The 18,679-nt window shown below is 67.2% G+C and carries 17 protein-coding genes; 13 read left to right on the top strand and 4 right to left on the bottom strand.

Features of this window, described 5'->3' with window-relative positions; genetic code table 11:
- Positions 1-33 precede the first annotated feature (33 nt).
- The 3 genes from CA237_RS14585 to CA237_RS14575 form a co-directional block, all read right to left on the bottom strand.
- Positions 34-1,137 carry an ATP phosphoribosyltransferase regulatory subunit gene (locus tag CA237_RS14585; RefSeq protein WP_066692703.1) on the bottom strand — a complete coding sequence of 368 codons (1,104 nt, stop codon included), beginning with the start codon at positions 1,135-1,137 and terminating at the stop codon, positions 34-36.
- Between the two features lie 218 nt (positions 1,138-1,355).
- The gene (serA, locus tag CA237_RS14580; protein ID WP_066692700.1) at positions 1,356-2,933 is read right to left on the bottom strand and encodes a phosphoglycerate dehydrogenase; all 1,578 of its coding nucleotides are present in this window, start codon (positions 2,931-2,933) and stop codon (positions 1,356-1,358) included.
- Positions 2,934-3,055: 122 nt separating this feature from the next.
- Positions 3,056-4,186, bottom strand: a complete 1,131-nt coding sequence (locus CA237_RS14575; protein WP_066692697.1) for a phosphoserine transaminase — start codon at positions 4,184-4,186, stop codon at positions 3,056-3,058.
- A gap of 186 nt (positions 4,187-4,372) precedes the next feature.
- On the opposite strand from CA237_RS14575, the gene CA237_RS14570 reads away from it, so the two are divergent.
- From CA237_RS14570 to CA237_RS14545, 6 genes are all read left to right on the top strand, one after another.
- On the top strand, positions 4,373-4,804 hold the full coding sequence (locus tag CA237_RS14570) for a response regulator (protein WP_066692694.1): 432 nt from the start codon (positions 4,373-4,375) through the stop codon (positions 4,802-4,804).
- A 70-nt stretch (positions 4,805-4,874) separates the two neighbouring features.
- The gene (locus tag CA237_RS14565) at positions 4,875-6,233 is read left to right on the top strand and encodes a M48 family metalloprotease (protein ID WP_066692689.1); all 1,359 of its coding nucleotides are present in this window, start codon (positions 4,875-4,877) and stop codon (positions 6,231-6,233) included.
- Positions 6,233-6,964, top strand: a complete 732-nt coding sequence (locus CA237_RS14560; RefSeq protein ID WP_084401739.1) for a DsbA family protein — start codon at positions 6,233-6,235, stop codon at positions 6,962-6,964. Before CA237_RS14565 ends, CA237_RS14560 begins: the two co-directional genes overlap by 1 nt.
- A gap of 43 nt (positions 6,965-7,007) precedes the next feature.
- Positions 7,008-7,943 (top strand): ABC transporter ATP-binding protein, encoded by a 936-nt coding sequence (locus tag CA237_RS14555; protein ID WP_066692685.1) that lies wholly within the window; start codon positions 7,008-7,010, stop codon positions 7,941-7,943.
- Positions 7,940-8,707 (top strand): ABC transporter permease, encoded by a 768-nt coding sequence (locus CA237_RS14550; RefSeq protein WP_066692683.1) that lies wholly within the window; start codon positions 7,940-7,942, stop codon positions 8,705-8,707. The genes CA237_RS14555 and CA237_RS14550 overlap by 4 nt, the downstream gene beginning before the upstream one ends.
- A gap of 11 nt (positions 8,708-8,718) precedes the next feature.
- A complete protein-coding gene (locus CA237_RS14545) occupies positions 8,719-9,498 on the top strand; it encodes an SDR family oxidoreductase (RefSeq protein WP_066692681.1) in 780 nt (259 codons plus the stop codon).
- A 180-nt stretch (positions 9,499-9,678) separates the two neighbouring features.
- On the opposite strand, the gene CA237_RS14540 is transcribed toward CA237_RS14545, so the two are convergent.
- The gene (locus CA237_RS14540) at positions 9,679-11,796 is read right to left on the bottom strand and encodes an AsmA family protein (RefSeq protein ID WP_126014471.1); all 2,118 of its coding nucleotides are present in this window, start codon (positions 11,794-11,796) and stop codon (positions 9,679-9,681) included.
- 157 nt (positions 11,797-11,953) lie between these two features.
- On the opposite strand from CA237_RS14540, the gene rpmI reads away from it, so the two are divergent.
- The 7 genes from rpmI to CA237_RS14505 all read left to right on the top strand — a co-directional run.
- The gene (gene rpmI, locus CA237_RS14535) at positions 11,954-12,157 is read left to right on the top strand and encodes a 50S ribosomal protein L35 (RefSeq protein ID WP_056457646.1); all 204 of its coding nucleotides are present in this window, start codon (positions 11,954-11,956) and stop codon (positions 12,155-12,157) included.
- A gap of 13 nt (positions 12,158-12,170) precedes the next feature.
- A complete protein-coding gene (rplT, locus tag CA237_RS14530) occupies positions 12,171-12,542 on the top strand; it encodes a 50S ribosomal protein L20 (RefSeq protein ID WP_055757215.1) in 372 nt (123 codons plus the stop codon).
- Between the two features lie 182 nt (positions 12,543-12,724).
- A complete protein-coding gene (locus tag CA237_RS14525) occupies positions 12,725-13,036 on the top strand; it encodes a GIY-YIG nuclease family protein (protein ID WP_066692673.1) in 312 nt (103 codons plus the stop codon).
- Between the two features lie 33 nt (positions 13,037-13,069).
- The gene (gene pheS / locus CA237_RS14520) at positions 13,070-14,323 is read left to right on the top strand and encodes a phenylalanine--tRNA ligase subunit alpha (protein WP_066692670.1); all 1,254 of its coding nucleotides are present in this window, start codon (positions 13,070-13,072) and stop codon (positions 14,321-14,323) included.
- Positions 14,320-16,683 (top strand): phenylalanine--tRNA ligase subunit beta, encoded by a 2,364-nt coding sequence (pheT, locus tag CA237_RS14515; RefSeq protein WP_066692669.1) that lies wholly within the window; start codon positions 14,320-14,322, stop codon positions 16,681-16,683. The genes pheS and pheT overlap by 4 nt, the downstream gene beginning before the upstream one ends.
- Positions 16,680-17,549: an aldose 1-epimerase family protein gene (locus tag CA237_RS14510; RefSeq protein WP_066692666.1), complete on the top strand. Its 870-nt coding sequence runs from the start codon at positions 16,680-16,682 to the stop codon at positions 17,547-17,549. Before pheT ends, CA237_RS14510 begins: the two co-directional genes overlap by 4 nt.
- Positions 17,550-17,860: 311 nt before the next feature.
- A partial coding sequence (locus tag CA237_RS14505; RefSeq protein ID WP_126014469.1) for a GTP-binding protein occupies positions 17,861-18,679 on the top strand: 819 nt, incomplete at its 3' end.

Here is an 18,679-nt window from a genome sequence, read left to right as displayed (position 1 = left end):
CCAAGGGCGGCCGATCGGTCGCCCCTGTCGCATTCAGGCGACCGCCTGGGCGGTTTCGCCATCCCAGACATGGGTGCACAGCTGCGCCTGAGGCGTATCGCCTTCGGCCAGTGCCGCGACCGTCACCCAGCCTTCGCCGCGCAACCGCGTCGCGATAGCCGGGGCGGTGCCGAGCGGCAGGAACAGCCGCTGGCGATCCTTGGCACCCAGCCCGGCATCGAGCAGCGCATCGGCGTAGAGCGAGAAGCCGACCGCCGCTTCCTCACGCCCATCGGCATGGCACACCGCATAGCTGCCGCCCCGCCCGACCTCGCCCAGCACGCCGCGCGCGAACAGCGAGAAGCCGAGCCAGCTTTGATATTCGAAGCCATGGCGTTCGGTCGGGTCGAGCGTCACGCCGACATCCGCCGGCAGGGTCGCCACCACCGCCTCGATCGCATCCAGCCGCGACGCCAGCCGCCCGGCGGCATCGGTCGCGCGCAGCCGGGCCACGGCGGCAGCGAACGGACCCGCCGCCTCCACCAGCGGCAGATAGGCCGGATCGATCGCCGCGACCCGCCCGGCATCCTTCGCATCCAGCGCGGCAATCAGCGCGTCATGCTGCGGCCCCGGCGGATCGCCCGCCAGCGTCGCGACCAGATCGGGCAGGGTAAAGTCGATCGAGATGCCGGTGACGCCCGCCGCGCGCAGCGATTCGACCGCGACGGTCACGACCTCGATCGCCGCCGCCACGCTGTCGAGACCGATCAGTTCGGCGCCGATCTGGCGCAGCGCGCGGCGCGGGGCGAGTTCGCCCGCGCGCAGCTTCAGCACCGGGCCGGCATAGGACAGCCGGACGGGACGTGGATGGTGCCCCATGCGGGTTGCCGCGATCCGCGCGACCTGCGCGGTGATATCGGGGCGGATCGCCAGCGTCCGTTGGCTGACCGGATCGACGAAGCGCACCGCGTCGGTCGCCGCCGTGCCCTTCAACCGGTTGGCCAGCCCCGCCTCGAACTCGGCGAGCGGCGGGTCGACCTGTTCATAGCCATAGCCATGCGCGACGCCCAGCACCGCCCCTTCGAACCGGCGCAGGCCGTCGGCGGCGGGGGGCAGGCGGTCGTGAAACCCTTCGGGCAGGAGGCCGGTGTCGTTCATGGGGTTTCCCCTAGCGGGTGCGAGGCGAGCGGGAAAGCATGGACGCATTGCCTTACCCCATACGCCACCCTCGGCTTGACCCGGGGTCCCGCTTTTTTCCGGTCGCAGAAGAAGAAGCGGGACCCCGGATCAAGTCCGGGGTGACGAAGAAGGGTAGCGCAAACGCAAACGGGCTGCCGGATCGCTCCGACAGCCCGCTGCCTACCCTTACAGGCCGATCAGAACTTGAGCGGCATGACCGTCTTGACGCCCGGAAGCGCGCGAACCTTGGCCACTAGCTCCGGCGTCACCGCTTCGTCGACCGACAGCAGCACCACCGCTTCGCCACCGGCATCGCGACGACCGAGGTGGAAGGTGCCGATATTCACACCCGCTTCGCCCAGTGTGGTGCCGATGCGGCCGATGAAGCCCGGCGCGTCCTCGTTGACGACGTACAGCATGTGCCCGGCCAGATCGGCCTCTACCTTAATGCCGAACAGTTCGACCAGACGCGGCTGGGCGTTGCCGAACAGCGTGCCCGCGACCGACCGCTCGCCGGCTTCGGTCTTGAGGCTGACGCGGATCAGCGTTTGGTAATCGCCCTCGCGGTCGTTGCGGACCTCGCGCACCTCGATGCCGCGCTCCTTCGCCAGGAACGGCGCGTTGACCATGTTCACCGTGTCCGACTGGACGCGCAGGAACCCGGCCAGCACCGCGCCGACGATCGGCTTCTGGTTCAGCTCGGCCGCGGCGCCTTCGCTGTGCACCGACACGCGGGCGATCGCGCCGGTGGTCAGCTGCCCGACCAGGCTCCCGAGCTTTTCGGCCAACGCCATGTATGGCTTGAGGCGCGGTGCCTCTTCGGCCGACAGCGACGGCATGTTGAGCGCGTTGGTGACGCCGCCCGATACGAGGAAATCGGCCATCTGCTCGGCGACCTGGATCGCGACATTGACCTGCGCCTCGCTGGTCGACGCGCCCAGATGCGGGGTCGAGATGAAGTTCGGCGTACCGAACAGCGGCGATTCCTTGGCCGGTTCCTGCACGAACACGTCGAGCGCGGCACCCGCGACATGGCCGCTGTCGAGCGCCGCCTTCAATGCCGCCTCGTCGATCAGCCCGCCGCGCGCGCAGTTGATGATCCGCACGCCCTTCTTGGTCTTTGCCAGATTTTCCGCCGACAGGATGTTGCGGGTCTGGTCGGTCAGGGGGGTGTGCAGCGTGATGAAGTCGGCGCGGGCCAGCAGCTGGTCCAGCTCGACCTTCTCGACGCCGATCTCGATCGCGCGTTCGGGCGACAGGAACGGATCGAAGGCGATGACCTTCATCTTCAGGCCCTGCGCGCGGTCGGCGACGATCGAGCCGATATTGCCCGCGCCGATCAGGCCCAGCGTCTTGGCGGTCAGCTCGACGCCCATGAAGCGGTTCTTTTCCCACTTGCCCGCCTGGGTCGAGGCATCGGCCTCGGGAAGCTGGCGGGCGAGCGCGAACATCAGCGCGATGGCGTGCTCGGCGGTGGTGATCGAATTGCCGAACGGCGTGTTCATCACGACGACGCCGGCGGCCGAGGCGGCGGGAATGTCGACGTTATCGACACCGATGCCGGCGCGGCCGACGACCTTGAGGTTCTTCGCGGCGTCGAGGATCGCCTTGGTCACCTTGGTCGACGAGCGGATGGCGAGGCCGTCATAGTCGCCGATGATCGCCATCAGCTCTTCGGGCGTCTTGCCGGTGATCTCATCCACCTCGACCCCGCGTTCGCGGAAGATCTGGGCGGCTTTGGGGTCCATTTTGTCGGAAATGAGAACTTTAGGCATGTTTCGTTCCTTCTCCCTCTCCCCTTCAGGGGAGAGGGCCGGGAGAGGGGAAGTCGGGGAGCGGGCGGAAAGGTGGCGCGACTGCCCCTCTCCCAACCCTTTCCCCTGAAGGGGGGAGGGCTTTATGCCGCCTTCGCCGTCGCGTAGGCCCAGTCGAGCCATGGCCCGAGCGCCTCGATATCCGCGGTATCGACCGTCGCACCGCACCAGATGCGCAGGCCCGCCGGAGCGTCGCGATAGCCGGCGACGTCATAGGCAGCCCCTTCGGCCTCCAACAGCGACGCCATCTTCTTGATGAGCGCCTCGTCGGCGCCCTCGACCGTCAGGCAGACGCTGGTCTTCGACCGGGTCGCCGGATCGGCGGCGAGATGGCCGAGCCAGTCGCGTTCCGCCACGATCTTGTCGAGTGCGGCGGCATTGGCGTCGCTGCGCGCGATCAGGCCGTTCTCGCCCAGCGACTTGCCCCATTCGAGGCTGAAGATCGCATCCTCGACCGCCAGCATCGACGGGGTGTTGATCGTCTCGCCCTTGAAGATGCCCTCGGTCAGCTTGCCCTTCGACACCAGGCGGAAGACCTTGGGCAGCGGCCATGCGGGGGTGTAACTTTCGAGGCGTTCGACCGCGCGCGGGCCGAGGATCAGCACGCCATGCGCGCCCTCCCCGCCTAGCACCTTCTGCCAGCTGAAGGTGGCGACGTCGATCTTGGCCCAGTCGATGTCATAGGCGAACACGCCCGAGGTCGCGTCGGCGAACGACAGGCCCTCGCGGTCGGCGGGGATGAAATCGGCACTGGGAACGCGGACGCCAGAGGTGGTACCGTTCCAGGTGAACAGCACGTCGTGGGTCCAGTCGATCGCAGTCAGGTCGGGCAGCTGGCCGTAATCGGCTCGCACGACGGTCGGATCGATCTTGAGCTGCTTGACCGCATCGGTCACCCAGCCTTCGCCGAAGCTCTCCCATGCCAGCGCAGTGACGGGGCGGGCGCCCAGCATCGTCCACATCGCCATTTCGAACGCGCCGGTGTCGGAACCGGGGACGATGCCGATGCGGTGCGTATCGGGGAGCTTCAGCAATTCGCGCATCAGGTCGATGCAATATTGCAGACGCTGCTTGCCGATCTTCGAACGGTGCGACCGGCCGAGGCTGACGGGGTTGAGGCGGTCGGCGGACCAGCCCGGCGGCTTGGCGCAGGGCCCGGACGAAAAATACGGGCGAGCGGGAGTCGTGGCCGGCTTAGGCGGAAGATCAGTCATGTCAGTCTCTCCTCACAGAGAGCACGCGCTGCGTTGGGACAGCGTGGCCCGTCGCGGCCATTAGCGATGTCGACCGGACGGCACAAGCATCATCGGCGCAACATTATTGCGGTCGGTTTGCGCCGCGCCGCGGAACCGACCGGACGATTCCGCGTTGCCTTGCTCTAGATTATGTCCGGAATTCCCATGCAAACCCCCACGGTTCTGATCGTCGAAGACGAAATGCTGGTCGCGATCGATCTGGAGGCCTCGCTGGAGGAGCATGGCTATCGTCCGGTCGGCATCGCCGCCGACATGTCGCGGGCGATGGAACTGGCATCGATCCGCCCGGACGTCGCGCTGGTCGACTGCAATCTGCGTGACGGTCCCACGGGCCCGCTGATCGGGCGGATGCTCGGCCAGACCTATGGGACGACCGTCATCTTTCTCACGGCAAATCCGGCAATGCTGGATGACGGAATCGACGGGACCCTGGGCGTCGTGTCGAAGCCCTGTGCCTATCACTCGGTCGGCGAACTGGTCGATTTCGCGGTCCGTGCCCGCCAGGGCGACCTGTCGCAGCCGCCGACGGGGATCAAGCTGTTCTCCGCGAGCACCGCGTTCCACGGCTCGGCTTAACCCGGGGTTCAGCCGGCCGGCGGCATCGCGGCGTTGACCCATGTCCGCCGCATCGCCGATAAGGACCATCATGAAGCGCGCGCTCGGCGGCATTGTCGCCGCCATCCTCCTGCTGACGCAGCCCGCCGCCGCCCAGTCGATGCTGCGCGATGCCGAGACGGAAGCGCTGCTGAACGACATGTCGCGCCCGATCGCGGTCGCCGCGGGCCTCGACCCGCGCAACTTCAACGTCGTGTTGCTACAGGACAAGTCGATCAACGCTTTCGTCGCGGGCGGACAGACGGTCTATATCCATAGCGGGCTGATCGACGCGGCGGACGATGCGAACGAGGTGCAAGGCGTCGTCGCGCACGAGATCGGCCATATCGTCGGCGGGCACGTGCCCCTGGCCGGGCGCGGCATGGCCCCGGCGACCGGCATCACCGTGCTCAGCCTGTTGCTGGGCGTGGCCGCGATGGCGGCGGGCGCGGGCGAAGCCGGGGCGGGCATCCTCGCCGCCGGACAACAGGCCGCGATGGGCAGCTATCTGGCGTTCAGTCGCACGCAGGAAAGCTCGGCCGATGCCGCCGGTGCCCGGTTCCTGCGGGGGGCCAATATCTCGGGTCAGGGGATGCTGGACTTCTTCAAGAAGCTCCAGAACATGGAATATCGCCTCGCGATCCCGCAGGACAATGGCTATCAGCGCACCCACCCGCTGACCGGCGAACGCATCGCCAACCTGACGCAGGACGTGCAGGCGTCGCCGTCGTTCAAGGCGCCGACCGATCAGGCGCTGGAGACACGGTTCAAGCGGGTGCAGGCCAAATTGCGCGGCTATGTCAGCGATCCGAAGGACACGCTGCGCCGCTATCCGGCCAGCGACCAGAGCGTGTACGCCCATTATGCGCGCGCCTATGCCTATCACAAGTCGGGCTACCCCGAGCAGGCGGCAGCGGAGACGCTGGCGCTGGTGAAGGCCGCGCCCGACGATCCCTATTTCCTCGAACTCGAGGGGCAGATCCTGCTCGAATCGGGCAAGCCGAAGGACGCGCTGGCGCCGCTGCGCGAGGCGACCGAGCGGACGCGGTCGTCGCCGCTGATCGCCGCGACCTTCGGCCACGCGCTGATCGCCGCCGAGGACCCTGCGCTGCTGGACGAGGCGGAACGGGTGCTGAAACAGGCGATCGCGCGCGACAACCAGAACCCGTTCGCGTGGTATCAGCTGAGTATCCTGTACGAACGGCGCGGCGATCCGGCGCGGGTCGCGCTGGCGATGGCGGAATATGCGTCGCTGGCAGGCGATTCGCGCATGGCGCTGGCCAGCGCGCGGCGGGCGATGGGGTTGCTGCCACAAGGGTCGCGGGACTGGATTCGGGCGCAGGATATTCAAATGACGTCGCAGACGGCGTTCGAGGAAGAACAGCGCCAGCGGCGCCGCCGGGGAGGATGATGGGTAGAATCGGAAATGCGTTGATGCTGGCGGCGGCGGCATTGGCGGGCGCGGGCGGAGCGATCGTAGCAGGCAAGTATTCCGGCGATCGTGCCGCGACCGAGACGGTGGTGCGCGACTATATCCTCGCCAATCCCGAAATCCTGCCCGAAGCCATGCGGCGGTTGCAGGCGAAGGAATCGGGCAAGGCGGTGGCGGCCAATCGCGACGCTATCGTCGAGCCCTTCCCCGGCGCGATCGCCGGCAATCCGAACGGCGATGTCAGCGTGGTCGCCTATCTCGACTATGCCTGCGGCTTCTGTCGCGCCAGCCTGCCGGCGATCACCGGCCTGATCGCGGGCGATCCGAACGTCCGCATCGTTTATCGCGAGCTGCCGATTCTGTCACCCGACAGCCGCAGCGCCGCAGAGTGGGCGCTCGCCGCCGCGCTCCAGAACAAGTTCAAGCCGTTCCACGACGCCCTCTATGCCAGCGGCCGGGTGGACGAGGCGTCGATCCAGCAGGCCGCTGCAACCGCGGGCCTCGACATTGCCGCCGCCCGCACCGCGATCCAGTCGCCGCAGGTCGTGGGCGAGATCGAGCGCAACCTGAAGACGGCAGGCACGCTGGGCTTTACCGGCACCCCGTCCTGGGTGGTCGGCGACCAGGTGCTGAGCGGTGCGCAGACGCTGCCCGCGCTGCAGACCGCGGTGGCCGATGCCCGCAAGGCGAAATCGACACCGGCGACCTGAGGCGACTTCCCCCGGTCATCGAAGCGTGGAACAAGCCGTTGCCATGGAAACCATTCTTTCGATCCGGGGCGTCGCCAAGACGTACAAGTCGGGCACCGTCGCGCTCCAGCCGACCGACCTCGACATTGCGAAGGGCGAGATTTTCGCGCTGCTGGGGCCGAACGGCGCGGGCAAGACGACGCTGATCAGCATCATCTGCGGCATCGTGACGGCGAGCGCGGGGACGATCACCGCCGCCGGGTTCGACACGGTCAGCGACTATCGCGAGACGCGGACCCGGATCGGGCTGGTGCCGCAGGAATTGCTGACCGATGCGTTCGAAAGCGTGATGGCGACGGTCACCTTTTCCAGGCGACTGTTCGGGCGGCATGGCGACCCGGCGTTCATCGAGAAGCTGCTGCGTGACCTGACCCTGTGGGACAAGCGCGATGCGAAGATGACCGAGCTGTCGGGCGGCATGAAACGACGGGTAATGATCGCCAAGGCGCTGAGCCACGAACCCGACATCCTGTTCCTCGACGAACCGACCGCCGGGGTCGATGTCGAACTGCGCCGCGACATGTGGCGGCTGGTCCACGACCTTCGCGAGCGCGGCGTCACCATCATCCTGACCACCCATTATATCGAGGAGGCCGAGGAAATGGCCGACCGGGTGGGGGTGATCGCCAAGGGCAAGCTGATCCTGGTCGACGAGAAGCAGGCGCTGATGCGCAAGCTGGGCAAGAAGACGCTGACGCTGACGCTGTCCGATCCGCTGCCGGCGGTGCCGGCGGCGCTGTCGCACTGGCCGCTGGAGCTGACCGACGAAGGCCATGCGCTGACCTTCGCCTTCGATGCCAATGCCGAGGATAATGGCGTGCGCGCGCTGCTGCGTGCCGCCGACGAGGCCGGCATCGCGTGGAAGGACATCGCGACCAAGCAATCGAGCCTCGAGGATATCTTCGTCGGGCTGGTCCATGAACAGGAGGGCCGGGCATGACGTTCAACTGGCATGGCGTGCTGGCGATCTATCGCTTTGAACTGGCGCGGTTCGGGCGGACGATCTGGACCTCGCTGATGACGCCGGTCATCACCACCTCGCTCTATTTCGTGGTGTTCGGCACCGCGATCGGCAGCCGGATGAACGAGGTGTCGGGCGTCCCCTATGGCGCGTTCATCGTGCCGGGGCTGATGATGCTGACGATGCTGACCGAGAGCATCTTCAATGCCAGTTTCGGCATCTTCATGCCGAAATGGTCGGGCACCATCTATGAATTGCTGTCGGCGCCCATCTCCACGCTGGAGACGCTGGTCGGCTATGTCGGCGCGGCGGCGACCAAGTCGACGATCGTCGCGCTGGTGATCTTTGCAACCGCGCATCTGTTCGTCGACGTCAGCGTCGCGCATCCGTTCTGGGCGCTATGCTATCTGCTGCTGGTGGCGATCACCTTCTGCCTGTTCGGCTTCATCCTCGGACTGTGGGCCAAGGGGTTCGAACAGTTGCAGGTCATCCCGTTGCTGGTGGTGACGCCGCTGACGTTCCTGGGCGGGGCATTCTATTCGATCGACATGCTGCCGGGCGTGTGGCGTACGATCAGCCTGTTCAACCCGATCGTCTATCTGATCAGCGGGTTCCGCTGGACATTCTTCGGGACGGGCGATGTTTCGGTGGCGGCCAGCCTGGGGGCGACCCTGGGCTTCCTGCTGATCTGCGTGACCGTCATCACCATGATCTTCCGCACCGGATGGCGGCTCAAGAAATAGGGACGGACACGATGGATCTAGGAATTGCCGGCCGCAAGGCGATCGTGTGCGCGTCGAGCGCCGGCCTCGGCCGGGCGTGCGCGCTGGAACTGGCGCGGGCCGGGGTCGATGTCGTCGTCAACGGGCGCGATACGGCGAAGCTGACCGAGACGGCGGCGGCGATCCGGGCGGAGACCGGGGTGACGGTAATCGAGGTCGTCGGCGACCTGTCGACCGAGGAGGGCCGCGCGGCGTTGCTCGCTGCCTGTCCGGACCCCGACATCCTCGTCAACAACAATGGCGGGCCGCCGCTCAAACCCTATACCGAGCTGGAAGCCGACGGCATCCGCGCCGGGATCGAAGCGAATTTCGTCACCCCTGCCCTGTTGATTCAGGCGGTATTGCCGGGGATGGTCGAGCGCGGGTTCGGGCGGGTGGTCAACATCACCTCCGGATCGGTCAAGATGCCGCTGCCGGGACTCGACCTGTCGAGCGGGGCGCGTGCCGGGCTGACGGGCTTCGTCGCGGGGATTGCGCGGCAGGTGGCGGGGTCGAACGTCACGATCAACGGGCTGCTGCCCGGATCGTTCGACACCGCGCGCATCGCGTCGATGACCGAGGCGGCGGCGAAGAAGAACGGCACGACCCCGGCCGAGGAAAAGGCGAAGCGGGCGGAGTCGATCCCGGCGAAGCGGATCGGCGATCCCGCCGAGTTCGGCGCGGCCTGTGCGTTCCTGTGTTCGGACAAGGCCGGATTCATCACCGGGCAGAGCCTGTTGATCGATGGCGGGGCGTTTCCGGGGATTCTCTGATTTTCACGCGAAGGCGCGAAGAGGGTTCTTAAGGTAGATTTCGCGCAGAGACGCGGAGGAGTTGCGCTCGCGGGGAAGTCTGCCGCGACAGCGGCGTTCAGTCATCGTTGCAGCGGAGACGATGGTCTCCCGCACGCAATCGGTCGCCACAGGCGCGACCTCTCCGCGCCTCCGCGTGATTCAAAAAATCCCGAGAAACTTCTTCCGCTGCTCCTTGCGCTCGCCCTTGTTCGAGCGGCCGTCTTCCGCCTTGGCCGTCGTCCCGCGACCGACATCGTCCCGCGCCTCGCCCTTGGTCGTGCGCTGCGCCCGGGCGGTGGCACCGGCGAGGACCGGGCCGCACGCCGCCCCCTTCGCATCGCCCGGATCGACAAAGGCCAGCACACCGGCGAGCGGGGTGACCACGGTGGCAAGGCCGAGTCCGGCGCCGGCGCGGCCCAGCAGTTCGGGGCTGAGGACCGAATAGCGCGGTGCCGCGAAATAGCCGCCGATGCCGACCGGCGACTGGCCGGCAAAGAGCGAGAATTTCTTCGAATCGGCCCGTACCGCAAGATCGATCGATTCGTTGCGGAAGCTGAAGCCGCCACGCCCGAGCATCACATTCTTCTGCGTATCGATCAGGATCGGGTCTGCCGCCGCCACCCCCTGTCGCACGGTGAAGCCGATCAGGCCGCAGTTGATCCGCACCGGTTCCTTCAATTTCCCCTCGAACATCTTCTGCGCGAAGGTGCCGAGGTCGAGTTCGGACAGCTGGACATTGCGGGTCCAGAAGCTGCCGGCGGGCAGGATGATCGCGATGCGGCCGTTGGAGGCGGCAAGCGAGTCGTGGACGGTGTCGCCGGTGCCGGTCAGCTGGACGCGCGCCTTGACCGTGCCGGTGGTGCCGGCTTCTTCGACGCCCCAGCCGGCGAGCAGCCGTCCCATCGGCGTCGGCGACAGGCGGATGTCGTAATCGGTGACCGCCGGACGGCGGCGGGCGTCGATCACGATGTCCGACGCGACATTGCCGCGCGCCATGGCGAAGGTCAGCGGCGAGAGTTTGAGCAGCCGGTCGTTCAGGTCGAGGGTCAGGTCGACATTCGACACCGGCAGGCTGCGCGCGCGGACATTGCCGACCTTGTAGCGGACCTTTGCATCGAAATTCCTGAGCGCCTCGACGTTCAGCCGGGCATCGGGGAGCAGGCGGGGGGCGCCGCCTTCGCGGACGATCGCACCGGCGGCGCCCTGCGCTTCGATACGCTCAAGGTCGTAGCCGACGAATGCCGACATATCGACGATATCCAGCCTGCGCGAGGTCAGGTCGGCGGTGAGCAGCAGGCGCGGTTCGCGCTGGGTAACGGTCAGGCTGCCGGCGAGGTCGCTGTCGCCGAACACGCCCTTCAACCGGGTGAATTTCCAGTCCGGCCCGTCCTTGGTCATGCGTCCGGTCAGGCGATAGGTGCGGGTGTCGGGGGTGACGATGCCGAGCACCGCGAAGACGTCGGCCAAATTTGCCCCCCGCAGGCGGACGGCGAGGTTCGATCCGTCGAGCTGGGTCGGGCCGGGCAGCGTGCCGGCGACGATCGCGACCGAACGGGCGACCTCGATCCGGGCGGTCAGCTGATTCTGCCCCCCGCGGATCGTCGCATTGGGCGATTGGAGTTGCCCGGTCAGGCGGAACGGACGGCCGCGCACCGTGCCGCGCCCGGTCGCCCGGATCGCGCTGGCGAACTGGGTGCCTTCGCTGATCGTCGTGTCGAGGTCGAACGTCCCGTCGAGCAGAAATTGCGGGTCGCGGTAACGAATCTGCGTATCGCGGAAGATCCCGCTGCGCACGACCGGCAGGTCGAGCTTCTTGCCGGGCTTGTTCGGATCGCCGAACGTCCAGGTGTTACGCTTGCGTGCCGCGTCCCAGTGCAGGTCGGCCCGCGCGCCGTCGAGTTCGAGCCAGTTGACGCGGCGGCGTCCGAACAGGAAGGTCAGCGTGGCGGTCGAGCTGTCGAGCTTCTTCGCCTCGAACAGATTGCCGCCCCCGGCCCAGGCGGGGTTCGATACCGACAGTCCCTCGGCGAGGAATTTGAGGTCGATGGGGTTGAAGTAGAACTGGAAGTCGCCCGCGACGCGCACCGTGCGGCCGCTCTGCGACGAGGCGATTCGTTCGAACGTGCCCTTCAGGAACCGGCCCTTGGTGACGAACAGGATCAGCCAGGCCAGGACAATCGCCGCGACGATGCCGATCAGCGTCCGAATCGCGATCCGCCGCCAGTCGCGGCGGCGGGGGGCGTCGGGAGCGCCTTCAGTCGGGGAAAGCTCGGCCATCGCGGCAACAGCGTTCGGGGGCGAAACGAGTTCCGGCGGTTGCGTTTTGGTGACAGGCGGGTTAGGGGCGCGCTCTTTCCACGACCTTTTAGGGATTCGCCCGGCCATCTGGGGCTGCCGCGGCAATCCGCACGTCGTGATTTTTGAGGAGACCAAAATGCCCAAGCTCAAGACCAAGAGCGGCGTGAAGAAGCGCTTCAAGTTCACCGCCACCGGCAAGGTGAAGCACGGCGTCGCCGGCAAGCGTCACCGCCTGATCTCGCACAATGCGAAGTATATCCGTCAGAACCGCGGGACCTCGGTCCTGGCCGACGCCGATGTGGCTCACATCAAGGCGTGGGCGCCTTACGGCCTTCGTTAAGGAGTACTGAAGCATGGCACGTATCAAGCGCGGCACGACCACCAAGGCGAAGCACAAGCGCATTTTGGATCAGGCGAAGGGCTATTATGGCCGTCGCAAGAACACGATCCGCATCGCTCGCCAGGCCGTCGAAAAGGCCGGTCAGTACGCTTATCGCGACCGCAAGGTGAAGAAGCGGACCTTCCGTGGTCTGTGGATCCAGCGCATCAACGCCGGTGTCCGCGCGGAGGGCATCACCTATTCGCAGTTCATGCACGGCTGCAAGCTGGCCGGCATCGAACTCGACCGGAAGGTCCTGGCCGATATCGCGATGCACGAAGAGGCCGCCTTCAAGGCGATCGTCGCGCAGGCGAAGGCCGCCCTGCCGGAACAGGCCGCCGCGTAAGCGCACGGTTCCTGTTTGCGGGATGAAAGACGCCGGTGGGGTGACCTGCCGGCGTTTTTCTTTTGGGGCTTCGTCATTCCCGCGCAGGCGGGAATCCATAGACGCTGGCGTCTCGGCTCTATTAGCATCGTCAGCGTGTATGGGTTCCCGCCTGCGCGGGAACGACGAATAGGGGCGGGCGAATGCGCATCTTCGAACCTTGCGTGTACATCGTCGCCAGCCGTCGCAACGGCACCATCTACACCGGCGTCACCAGCAACCTGATCCAGCGCCTGCACCAGCATCGCAGCGGCAGCTTCCCCGGCTTCACCGCCGACCATGACTGCCACCGCCTCGTCTGGTTCGAACGGCATGAGACCATGGACGCCGCGATCCAGCGTGAGAAGCGGATCAAGAAGTGGAACCGCGACTGGAAGCAGAATCTGGTCGAGCGGGACAACCCCCACTGGTCCGACCTGTCCTCGGGGCTAGGCTTCTTTCCCGTTCCGCAATAAAGCCGGTCGCCTATCCCGACCACCGGAGCGACCGTGACCCCCGATCTCGACCAATTGCGTGCCGACCTGCTCGCCGCCATCGATGCCTCTGCCGGCGTCGACGCGCTGGAGGCGGTGCGTGTTCATGCACTGGGCAAGCAGGGGGCGATCACCGGCCTGCTCAAGACGCTGGGCGGCCTGTCGCCCGAAGAACGCCAGACGGTCGCGCCCGGCATCCACGCGCTGCGCGAGGCGGTGACCGGGGCGATCGGTGCGCGCAAGGCGGACCTCGAAGCAAAGGCGCTGGCGGCCAAGCTGGCGAGCGAGCGGGTCGACCTGACGCTGCCGGTCGACCGGATCGCGCCGGGTGGGGTGCATCCGGTTGCCCAAGTGATGGACGAACTGGCGGAGATCTTCGCCGATCTGGGCTTTGCCGTCGCGACGGGGCCGGAGATCGAGGACGACTGGCATAACTTCACCGCGCTCAATATTCCGGAGACACACCCGGCGCGCGCGATGCACGATACGTTCTACGCGCAGCGCCGAAGCCCGCAGGGCGAGACCAGCGAAAGCGCGGCCGGCGGTGCATCTGCACCGTCCGACGACGGTGGCTCCGCCACCGGCGCGATCCCATCGGCCCGCGCCGGGCAAAGCCCGTCGCCGTCGGACGGTGCAGATGCACCGCCGGCCGGTCCGGAGCAGGACCGAACCGTGGAACGGTTCGTGCTCCGGACCCATACATCGCCGGTCCAGATCCGCACGATGATGACCCAGCAACCTCCGATCCGCATCATCGCACCGGGCCGGGTCTATCGCAGCGACAGCGACGCGACCCACACGCCAATGTTCCACCAGATCGAGGGCTTGGTCATCGATCGCGGCATCCATATGGGGCATCTCAAATGGACGCTGGAGACGTTCCTGAAGGCCTATTTCGAGCGCGACGATATCGTGCTGCGGCTGCGCCCGAGCTATTTTCCGTTCACCGAACCGTCGGCAGAGGTCGATATCGGCTATACGCTGGAAAAGGGTCGGCGCGTCGTCGGCGGTGATCCGACCAAGGGCAATGGCGGCTGGATGGAGGTGCTGGGCAGCGGCATGGTCCATCCCAAGGTCATCGCCGCGTGCGGGCTCGACCCCGATGAGTGGCAGGGATTTGCGTTCGGCACCGGCGTCGACCGGCTGGCGATGCTGAAATACGGCATGGACGATCTGCGCCCGTTCTTCGACGGCGATCTGCGCTGGTTGAAACATTATGGCTTTGCGGCGCTGGACGTTCCCACGCTGTCGGGGGGAGTAGGCGCATGAAGTTCACCCTGAGCTGGCTGCACGAGCATCTCGACACCGATGCGTCGCTCGACACGATCCTGGGCGCGCTGAACGCGATCGGGCTGGAGGTCGAGGGCGTCGAGAATCCGGGCGAGAAGCTGGCCGCGTTCCGCGTCGCCCGCGTGCTGACCGCCGAACCGCATCCGCAGGCGGACAAGCTGCAGGTACTGTCGGTCGACGCCGGCGACGGCCCGTTGCAGGTGGTGTGCGGCGCGCCCAATGCCCGTGCGGGGCTGGTCGGCGTGTTCGGGATGCCCGGCGCGACGGTGCCGGCCAATGGCATGGTGCTGAAGGTCGCGGCGATCCGCGGCGTCGAATCCAACGGCATGATGTGTTCGACCCGCGAACTGGAGCTGGGCGAGGATCATGACGGGATCATCGAACTGCCCGCCGATGCACCGGCCGGCACCCCCTTCCCCGCCTACGCCGGGCTGGACGATCCGGTGATCGACATCAGCGTCACGCCGAACCGGCAGGACTGTATGGGCGTGCGCGGGATTGCGCGCGACCTGGCGGCGGCGGGTTATGGGACGCTGAAACCGCTGGCGGTGCCGGTGGTCGCGGGCGAAGGCGATGGCCCCGACGTGCGGGTCGAGGACGCGGCGGGCTGCCCGGCCTTCTATGCGCAGGCGGTGCGCGGGCTGACCAATGGCGAGTCGCCGGAGTGGATGCGCCGGCGGCTGAACGCGATCGGGCAGAAGCCGATTTCGACACTGGTCGACATCACCAATTACGTGATGTTCGATCTGGGGCGGCCGCTGCACGTCTATGACATGGCGAAGCTCGACGGTGGGCTGGTCGCGCGGCAGGCTCGCCCGAGCGAAAGCGTCGTCGCGCTGAACGGCAAGTCCTATACGCTGGACGGCGGCGAGACGGTGATCGCCGACGACGCGGCGGTGCACGACATTGGCGGGATCATGGGCGGCGAGCATTCGGGCGTGTCGGAGACGACGACCGACGTGCTGATCGAATGCGCCTATTTCACGCCCGAGGCGATCGCGCGGACGGGGCAGAAGCTGGCGCTGACCAGCGATGCGCGCACCCGGTTCGAACGTGGGGTCGATCCGGCGTTTCTGGATCAGGGCCTGGCCATTGCGACCGATTATGTCCTGCGGCTGTGCGGCGGGACGGCGAGCCGCGTGACCACGGCCGGCAGCCCGCCGACCGAGCCGCGGGTCATCACGCATCAGCCTGGCCGCGTCGCGACGCTGGGCGGGCTGGACGTGGCCGAGGACCGGCAGCGCGACATTCTCGAACGGCTGGGCTTCGTGGTTGGCGATGGCTGGCAGGTGACGGTCCCGTCGTGGCGGCGCGATGTCGAGGGCGTGGCCGATCTGGTCGAGGAAGTGATCCGCATCGAGGGGCTGGACAAGGTGCCGTCCACCCCGCTCGACCGTCCTGCCGGAGTGGCGACGCCGACGGCGACGCCCGAACAGAAGCTGGAGCGGCGGATGCGCCGCGCGGCGGCGGCGCGCGGTCTGGCCGAAGCGATCACGTGGAGCTTCATCGCCGACGACGAAGCCGCCCCGTTCGGCGGCGGCGCGTGGGAGGTGGTGAACCCGATCGCCAGCGACATGCGCGTGATGCGCCCGTCGCTGCTGCCCGGTCTGCTGAGTGCGGCTGCGCGCAATGCGAAGCGGGGCCAGTCGAGCGTGCGGCTGTTCGAGATCGGCCGGCGCTATCTGGCCGAGGGTGAGCGCGCGACATTGGGCATCGTGCTGTCGGGCGAGCGCGCGGTGCGCAACTGGCGGACCGGCAAGGCGCAGGGCTTCGACGCGTTCGATGCCAAGGCGGAGGTGCTGGCGCTGCTGGAGGCGGCGGGCGCGCCGGTCGGCAATCTTCAGGTGATGGACGGTGCCGGCGACGTGTTCCATCCGGGCCAGTCGGCGACGCTCAGGCTGGGGCCGAAGACGGTGCTGGCGAGCTTCGGCGTGCTGCACCCGACCACCGCCAAGGCATTCGACCTGGGCAGCGGCGTGGTGGCGGCGGAGATCTATCTCGACGCGCTGCCGGCCAAGCGGGGCAGCGGCTTCATGCGCGCGGCCTATGCGCCGCCGGCGTTGCAGGCGGTGACGCGCGATTTCGCATTCCTGGTCGCCGAGGACGTGACCGGCGACCAGCTGGTGCGCGCGGTGCGCGGCGCGGACAAGGCGGCGATCGTCGATGCGCGGCTGTTCGACGTCTTTGCCGGACAGGGCGTCGAGCCGGGCCACAAGAGCCTCGCCATTGAGGTCACGTTGCAGCCGGGCGCCAAGAGCTTCACCGATGTCGAACTGAAGGCGATTTCGGACAAGATCGTGGCGGCGGCGAAGAAGATCGGCGGGAGTTTGCGCGCATGACGGTGACGCTGGGCAACGGCACGCTGACGGTCGCGGTCGAGGCATTGGGCGCGGAATTGCAGTCGATCCGGGACGCGCAGGGTCGCGAGCTGATGACGAATGCCGATCCGGCGTTCTGGACCGGCCATGCGCCGATCCTGTTCCCGATCATCGGCGCGGTGCAGGACGATCGCTATCATGTGGGTGGCGCGGTCTACCACCTCGCCAAGCACGGCTTTGCGCGGCGGCGGATGTTCGCGAAGGTTGCGCATTCCGATACTTTCGTGCGGTTCGAGCTGGTCGACGATGCGGAGACGCGGAAGCTCTATCCGTTCGCGTTCATGCTCCACGTGGAACATCGGCTGGAGGGGGCAACCCTCCATAGCGAGGTGACGGTGACCAATACCGGCGACCGCGACCTGCCGGCGAGCATCGGGTTTCATCCGGCCTTTGCGTGGCCGCTGCCCTATGGACGCGATCGGGCGGCGCACCGGATGGTGTTTTCGGACGCGGAAGTTGGCACGGTCGCCGCGATTGCGGCCAACGGCACGATCGCGCCGGAGCGTCGGCCCGATCCGGCGGTCGATCGGGTGCTGACGCTGACCGACGATCTGTTTGCGGACGATGCGCTGGTTTATGACCCGGTTGCAAGTAGTTGGGTGCGGTACGGGGCGCCGGACGGGCCGCAGTTGCGGGTCGATTTTCCGGGGATGCCGAAGCTGGGGATCTGGACGAAGCCGGGTGCGAGCTTCGTTTGTATCGAGCCGTGGGACGGGATTGCCGATCCGGAAGGATTTGCCGGTGACATCTTCGACAAGCCGGGGATTCGCCGCGTCGCGCCGGGGCAGTCGCATCGGGCGGCTATGTCGGTGACGTTGGAAGGTTGATTTTCACGCGAAGGCGCGGAGACGCGGAGGAGTAAGGTTGATTGCGCGCGGAGGCGCAGAGGACGCTGAGGGGGTGCGTTCGCTGCGAGGGGGTGCGTTCGGGAGACCGCTGCATTCGCGGCAACGAGCGAAAGAGCCGCTGGCGCGGCGGAGCCTCGCCGCCCACGCAACTCCTCTGCGTCCTCTGCGCCTCTGCGCGCAATCCTTCTTCTCTCCGCGCCTCCGCGCCTCCGCGTGAACCCACCTTCTTCTTCCCCCGCCGTACGCACCCGAATCTTGCCGCCCTCCCCGCCCGGCCCTAAAGGCCGGCGATGGACCATATTTCCGATCGCCGCACCTTTGCGATCATCTCCCACCCCGACGCCGGCAAGACCACGCTGACCGAAAAGCTGCTGCTGTTCGGCGGTGCGATCCATCTGGCGGGCGAGGTCAAGGCACGTGGCGCCGCGCGGCGCGCGCGGTCGGACTGGATGAAGATCGAGCAGCAGCGCGGAATTTCGGTCACCTCGTCGGTGATGACGTTCGAGCGGAACGGGTTGACCTTCAACCTGCTCGACACGCCGGGCCACGAGGATTTTTCCGAGGACACCTATCGCACGCTGACCGCGGTCGATTCGGCGGTGATGGTGATCGACGCGGCCAAGGGGATCGAGCCGCAGACGCGCAAGCTGTTCGAAGTGTGCCGGTTGCGCAGCGTGCCGATCATCACCTTCGTCAACAAGGTCGATCGCGAGGGTCGCGACCCGTTCGCGCTGCTGGACGAAGTCGCCGACATGCTGGCGCTCGACGTCTGCCCGATGACATGGCCGGCGGGCATGGGCGGGCAGTTCGAGGGGATTTACGACCTGGTCGACAACCGGCTGTTGCAGCCCGAGGCCGGGACCAAGGATTTTCAGGGCAAGGTCGAGCAGTTCACCGGGCTGGACGATGCGCGCATCGACGAGGTGCTGTCGGCCGAAGGCGCCGAGCGGCTGCGCGAGGAGGCGGAGCTTGCCACCGGGGGCTATGCCGCGTTCGACGGTGCGGCGTATCGCGCGGGCGACCTGACCCCGGTCTATTTCGGGTCGGCGCTGAAGGAATTCGGGGTCGATTCGCTGATCGACGCGATCGCGCGCCACGCCCCCCCGCCC

The organism is Sphingomonas sp. ABOLH (genome assembly GCF_003951715.1).
Taxonomy (GTDB): domain Bacteria; phylum Pseudomonadota; class Alphaproteobacteria; order Sphingomonadales; family Sphingomonadaceae; genus Sphingomonas; species Sphingomonas hankookensis_A.
The sequence above is the reverse complement of the archived record's forward strand: the minus strand, read 5'-3'. Positions and strand labels throughout refer to the sequence as shown.

What these genes read in the sequence shown, in the direction of transcription:
- CA237_RS14545 (WP_066692681.1), top strand. Translation starts at nt 8,719, where the DNA reads ATGGATCTAGGAATTGCCGGCCGCAAGGCGATCGTGTGCGCGTCGAGC.
- pheT (WP_066692669.1), top strand. Translation starts at nt 14,320, where the DNA reads ATGAAGTTCACCCTGAGCTGGCTGCACGAGCATCTCGACACCGATGCG.
- CA237_RS14560 (WP_084401739.1), top strand. Translation starts at nt 6,233, where the DNA reads ATGGGTAGAATCGGAAATGCGTTGATGCTGGCGGCGGCGGCATTGGCG.
- CA237_RS14525 (WP_066692673.1), top strand. Translation starts at nt 12,725, where the DNA reads ATGCGCATCTTCGAACCTTGCGTGTACATCGTCGCCAGCCGTCGCAAC.
- CA237_RS14555 (WP_066692685.1), top strand. Translation starts at nt 7,008, where the DNA reads ATGGAAACCATTCTTTCGATCCGGGGCGTCGCCAAGACGTACAAGTCG.
- CA237_RS14575 (WP_066692697.1), bottom strand. Translation starts at nt 4,186, where the DNA reads ATGACTGATCTTCCGCCTAAGCCGGCCACGACTCCCGCTCGCCCGTAT.
- serA (WP_066692700.1), bottom strand. Translation starts at nt 2,933, where the DNA reads ATGCCTAAAGTTCTCATTTCCGACAAAATGGACCCCAAAGCCGCCCAG.
- CA237_RS14510 (WP_066692666.1), top strand. Translation starts at nt 16,680, where the DNA reads ATGACGGTGACGCTGGGCAACGGCACGCTGACGGTCGCGGTCGAGGCA.
- rplT (WP_055757215.1), top strand. Translation starts at nt 12,171, where the DNA reads ATGGCACGTATCAAGCGCGGCACGACCACCAAGGCGAAGCACAAGCGC.
- CA237_RS14540 (WP_126014471.1), bottom strand. Translation starts at nt 11,796, where the DNA reads ATGGCCGAGCTTTCCCCGACTGAAGGCGCTCCCGACGCCCCCCGCCGC.
- CA237_RS14565 (WP_066692689.1), top strand. Translation starts at nt 4,875, where the DNA reads ATGAAGCGCGCGCTCGGCGGCATTGTCGCCGCCATCCTCCTGCTGACG.
- CA237_RS14570 (WP_066692694.1), top strand. Translation starts at nt 4,373, where the DNA reads ATGCAAACCCCCACGGTTCTGATCGTCGAAGACGAAATGCTGGTCGCG.
- CA237_RS14550 (WP_066692683.1), top strand. Translation starts at nt 7,940, where the DNA reads ATGACGTTCAACTGGCATGGCGTGCTGGCGATCTATCGCTTTGAACTG.
- rpmI (WP_056457646.1), top strand. Translation starts at nt 11,954, where the DNA reads ATGCCCAAGCTCAAGACCAAGAGCGGCGTGAAGAAGCGCTTCAAGTTC.
- CA237_RS14585 (WP_066692703.1), bottom strand. Translation starts at nt 1,137, where the DNA reads ATGAACGACACCGGCCTCCTGCCCGAAGGGTTTCACGACCGCCTGCCC.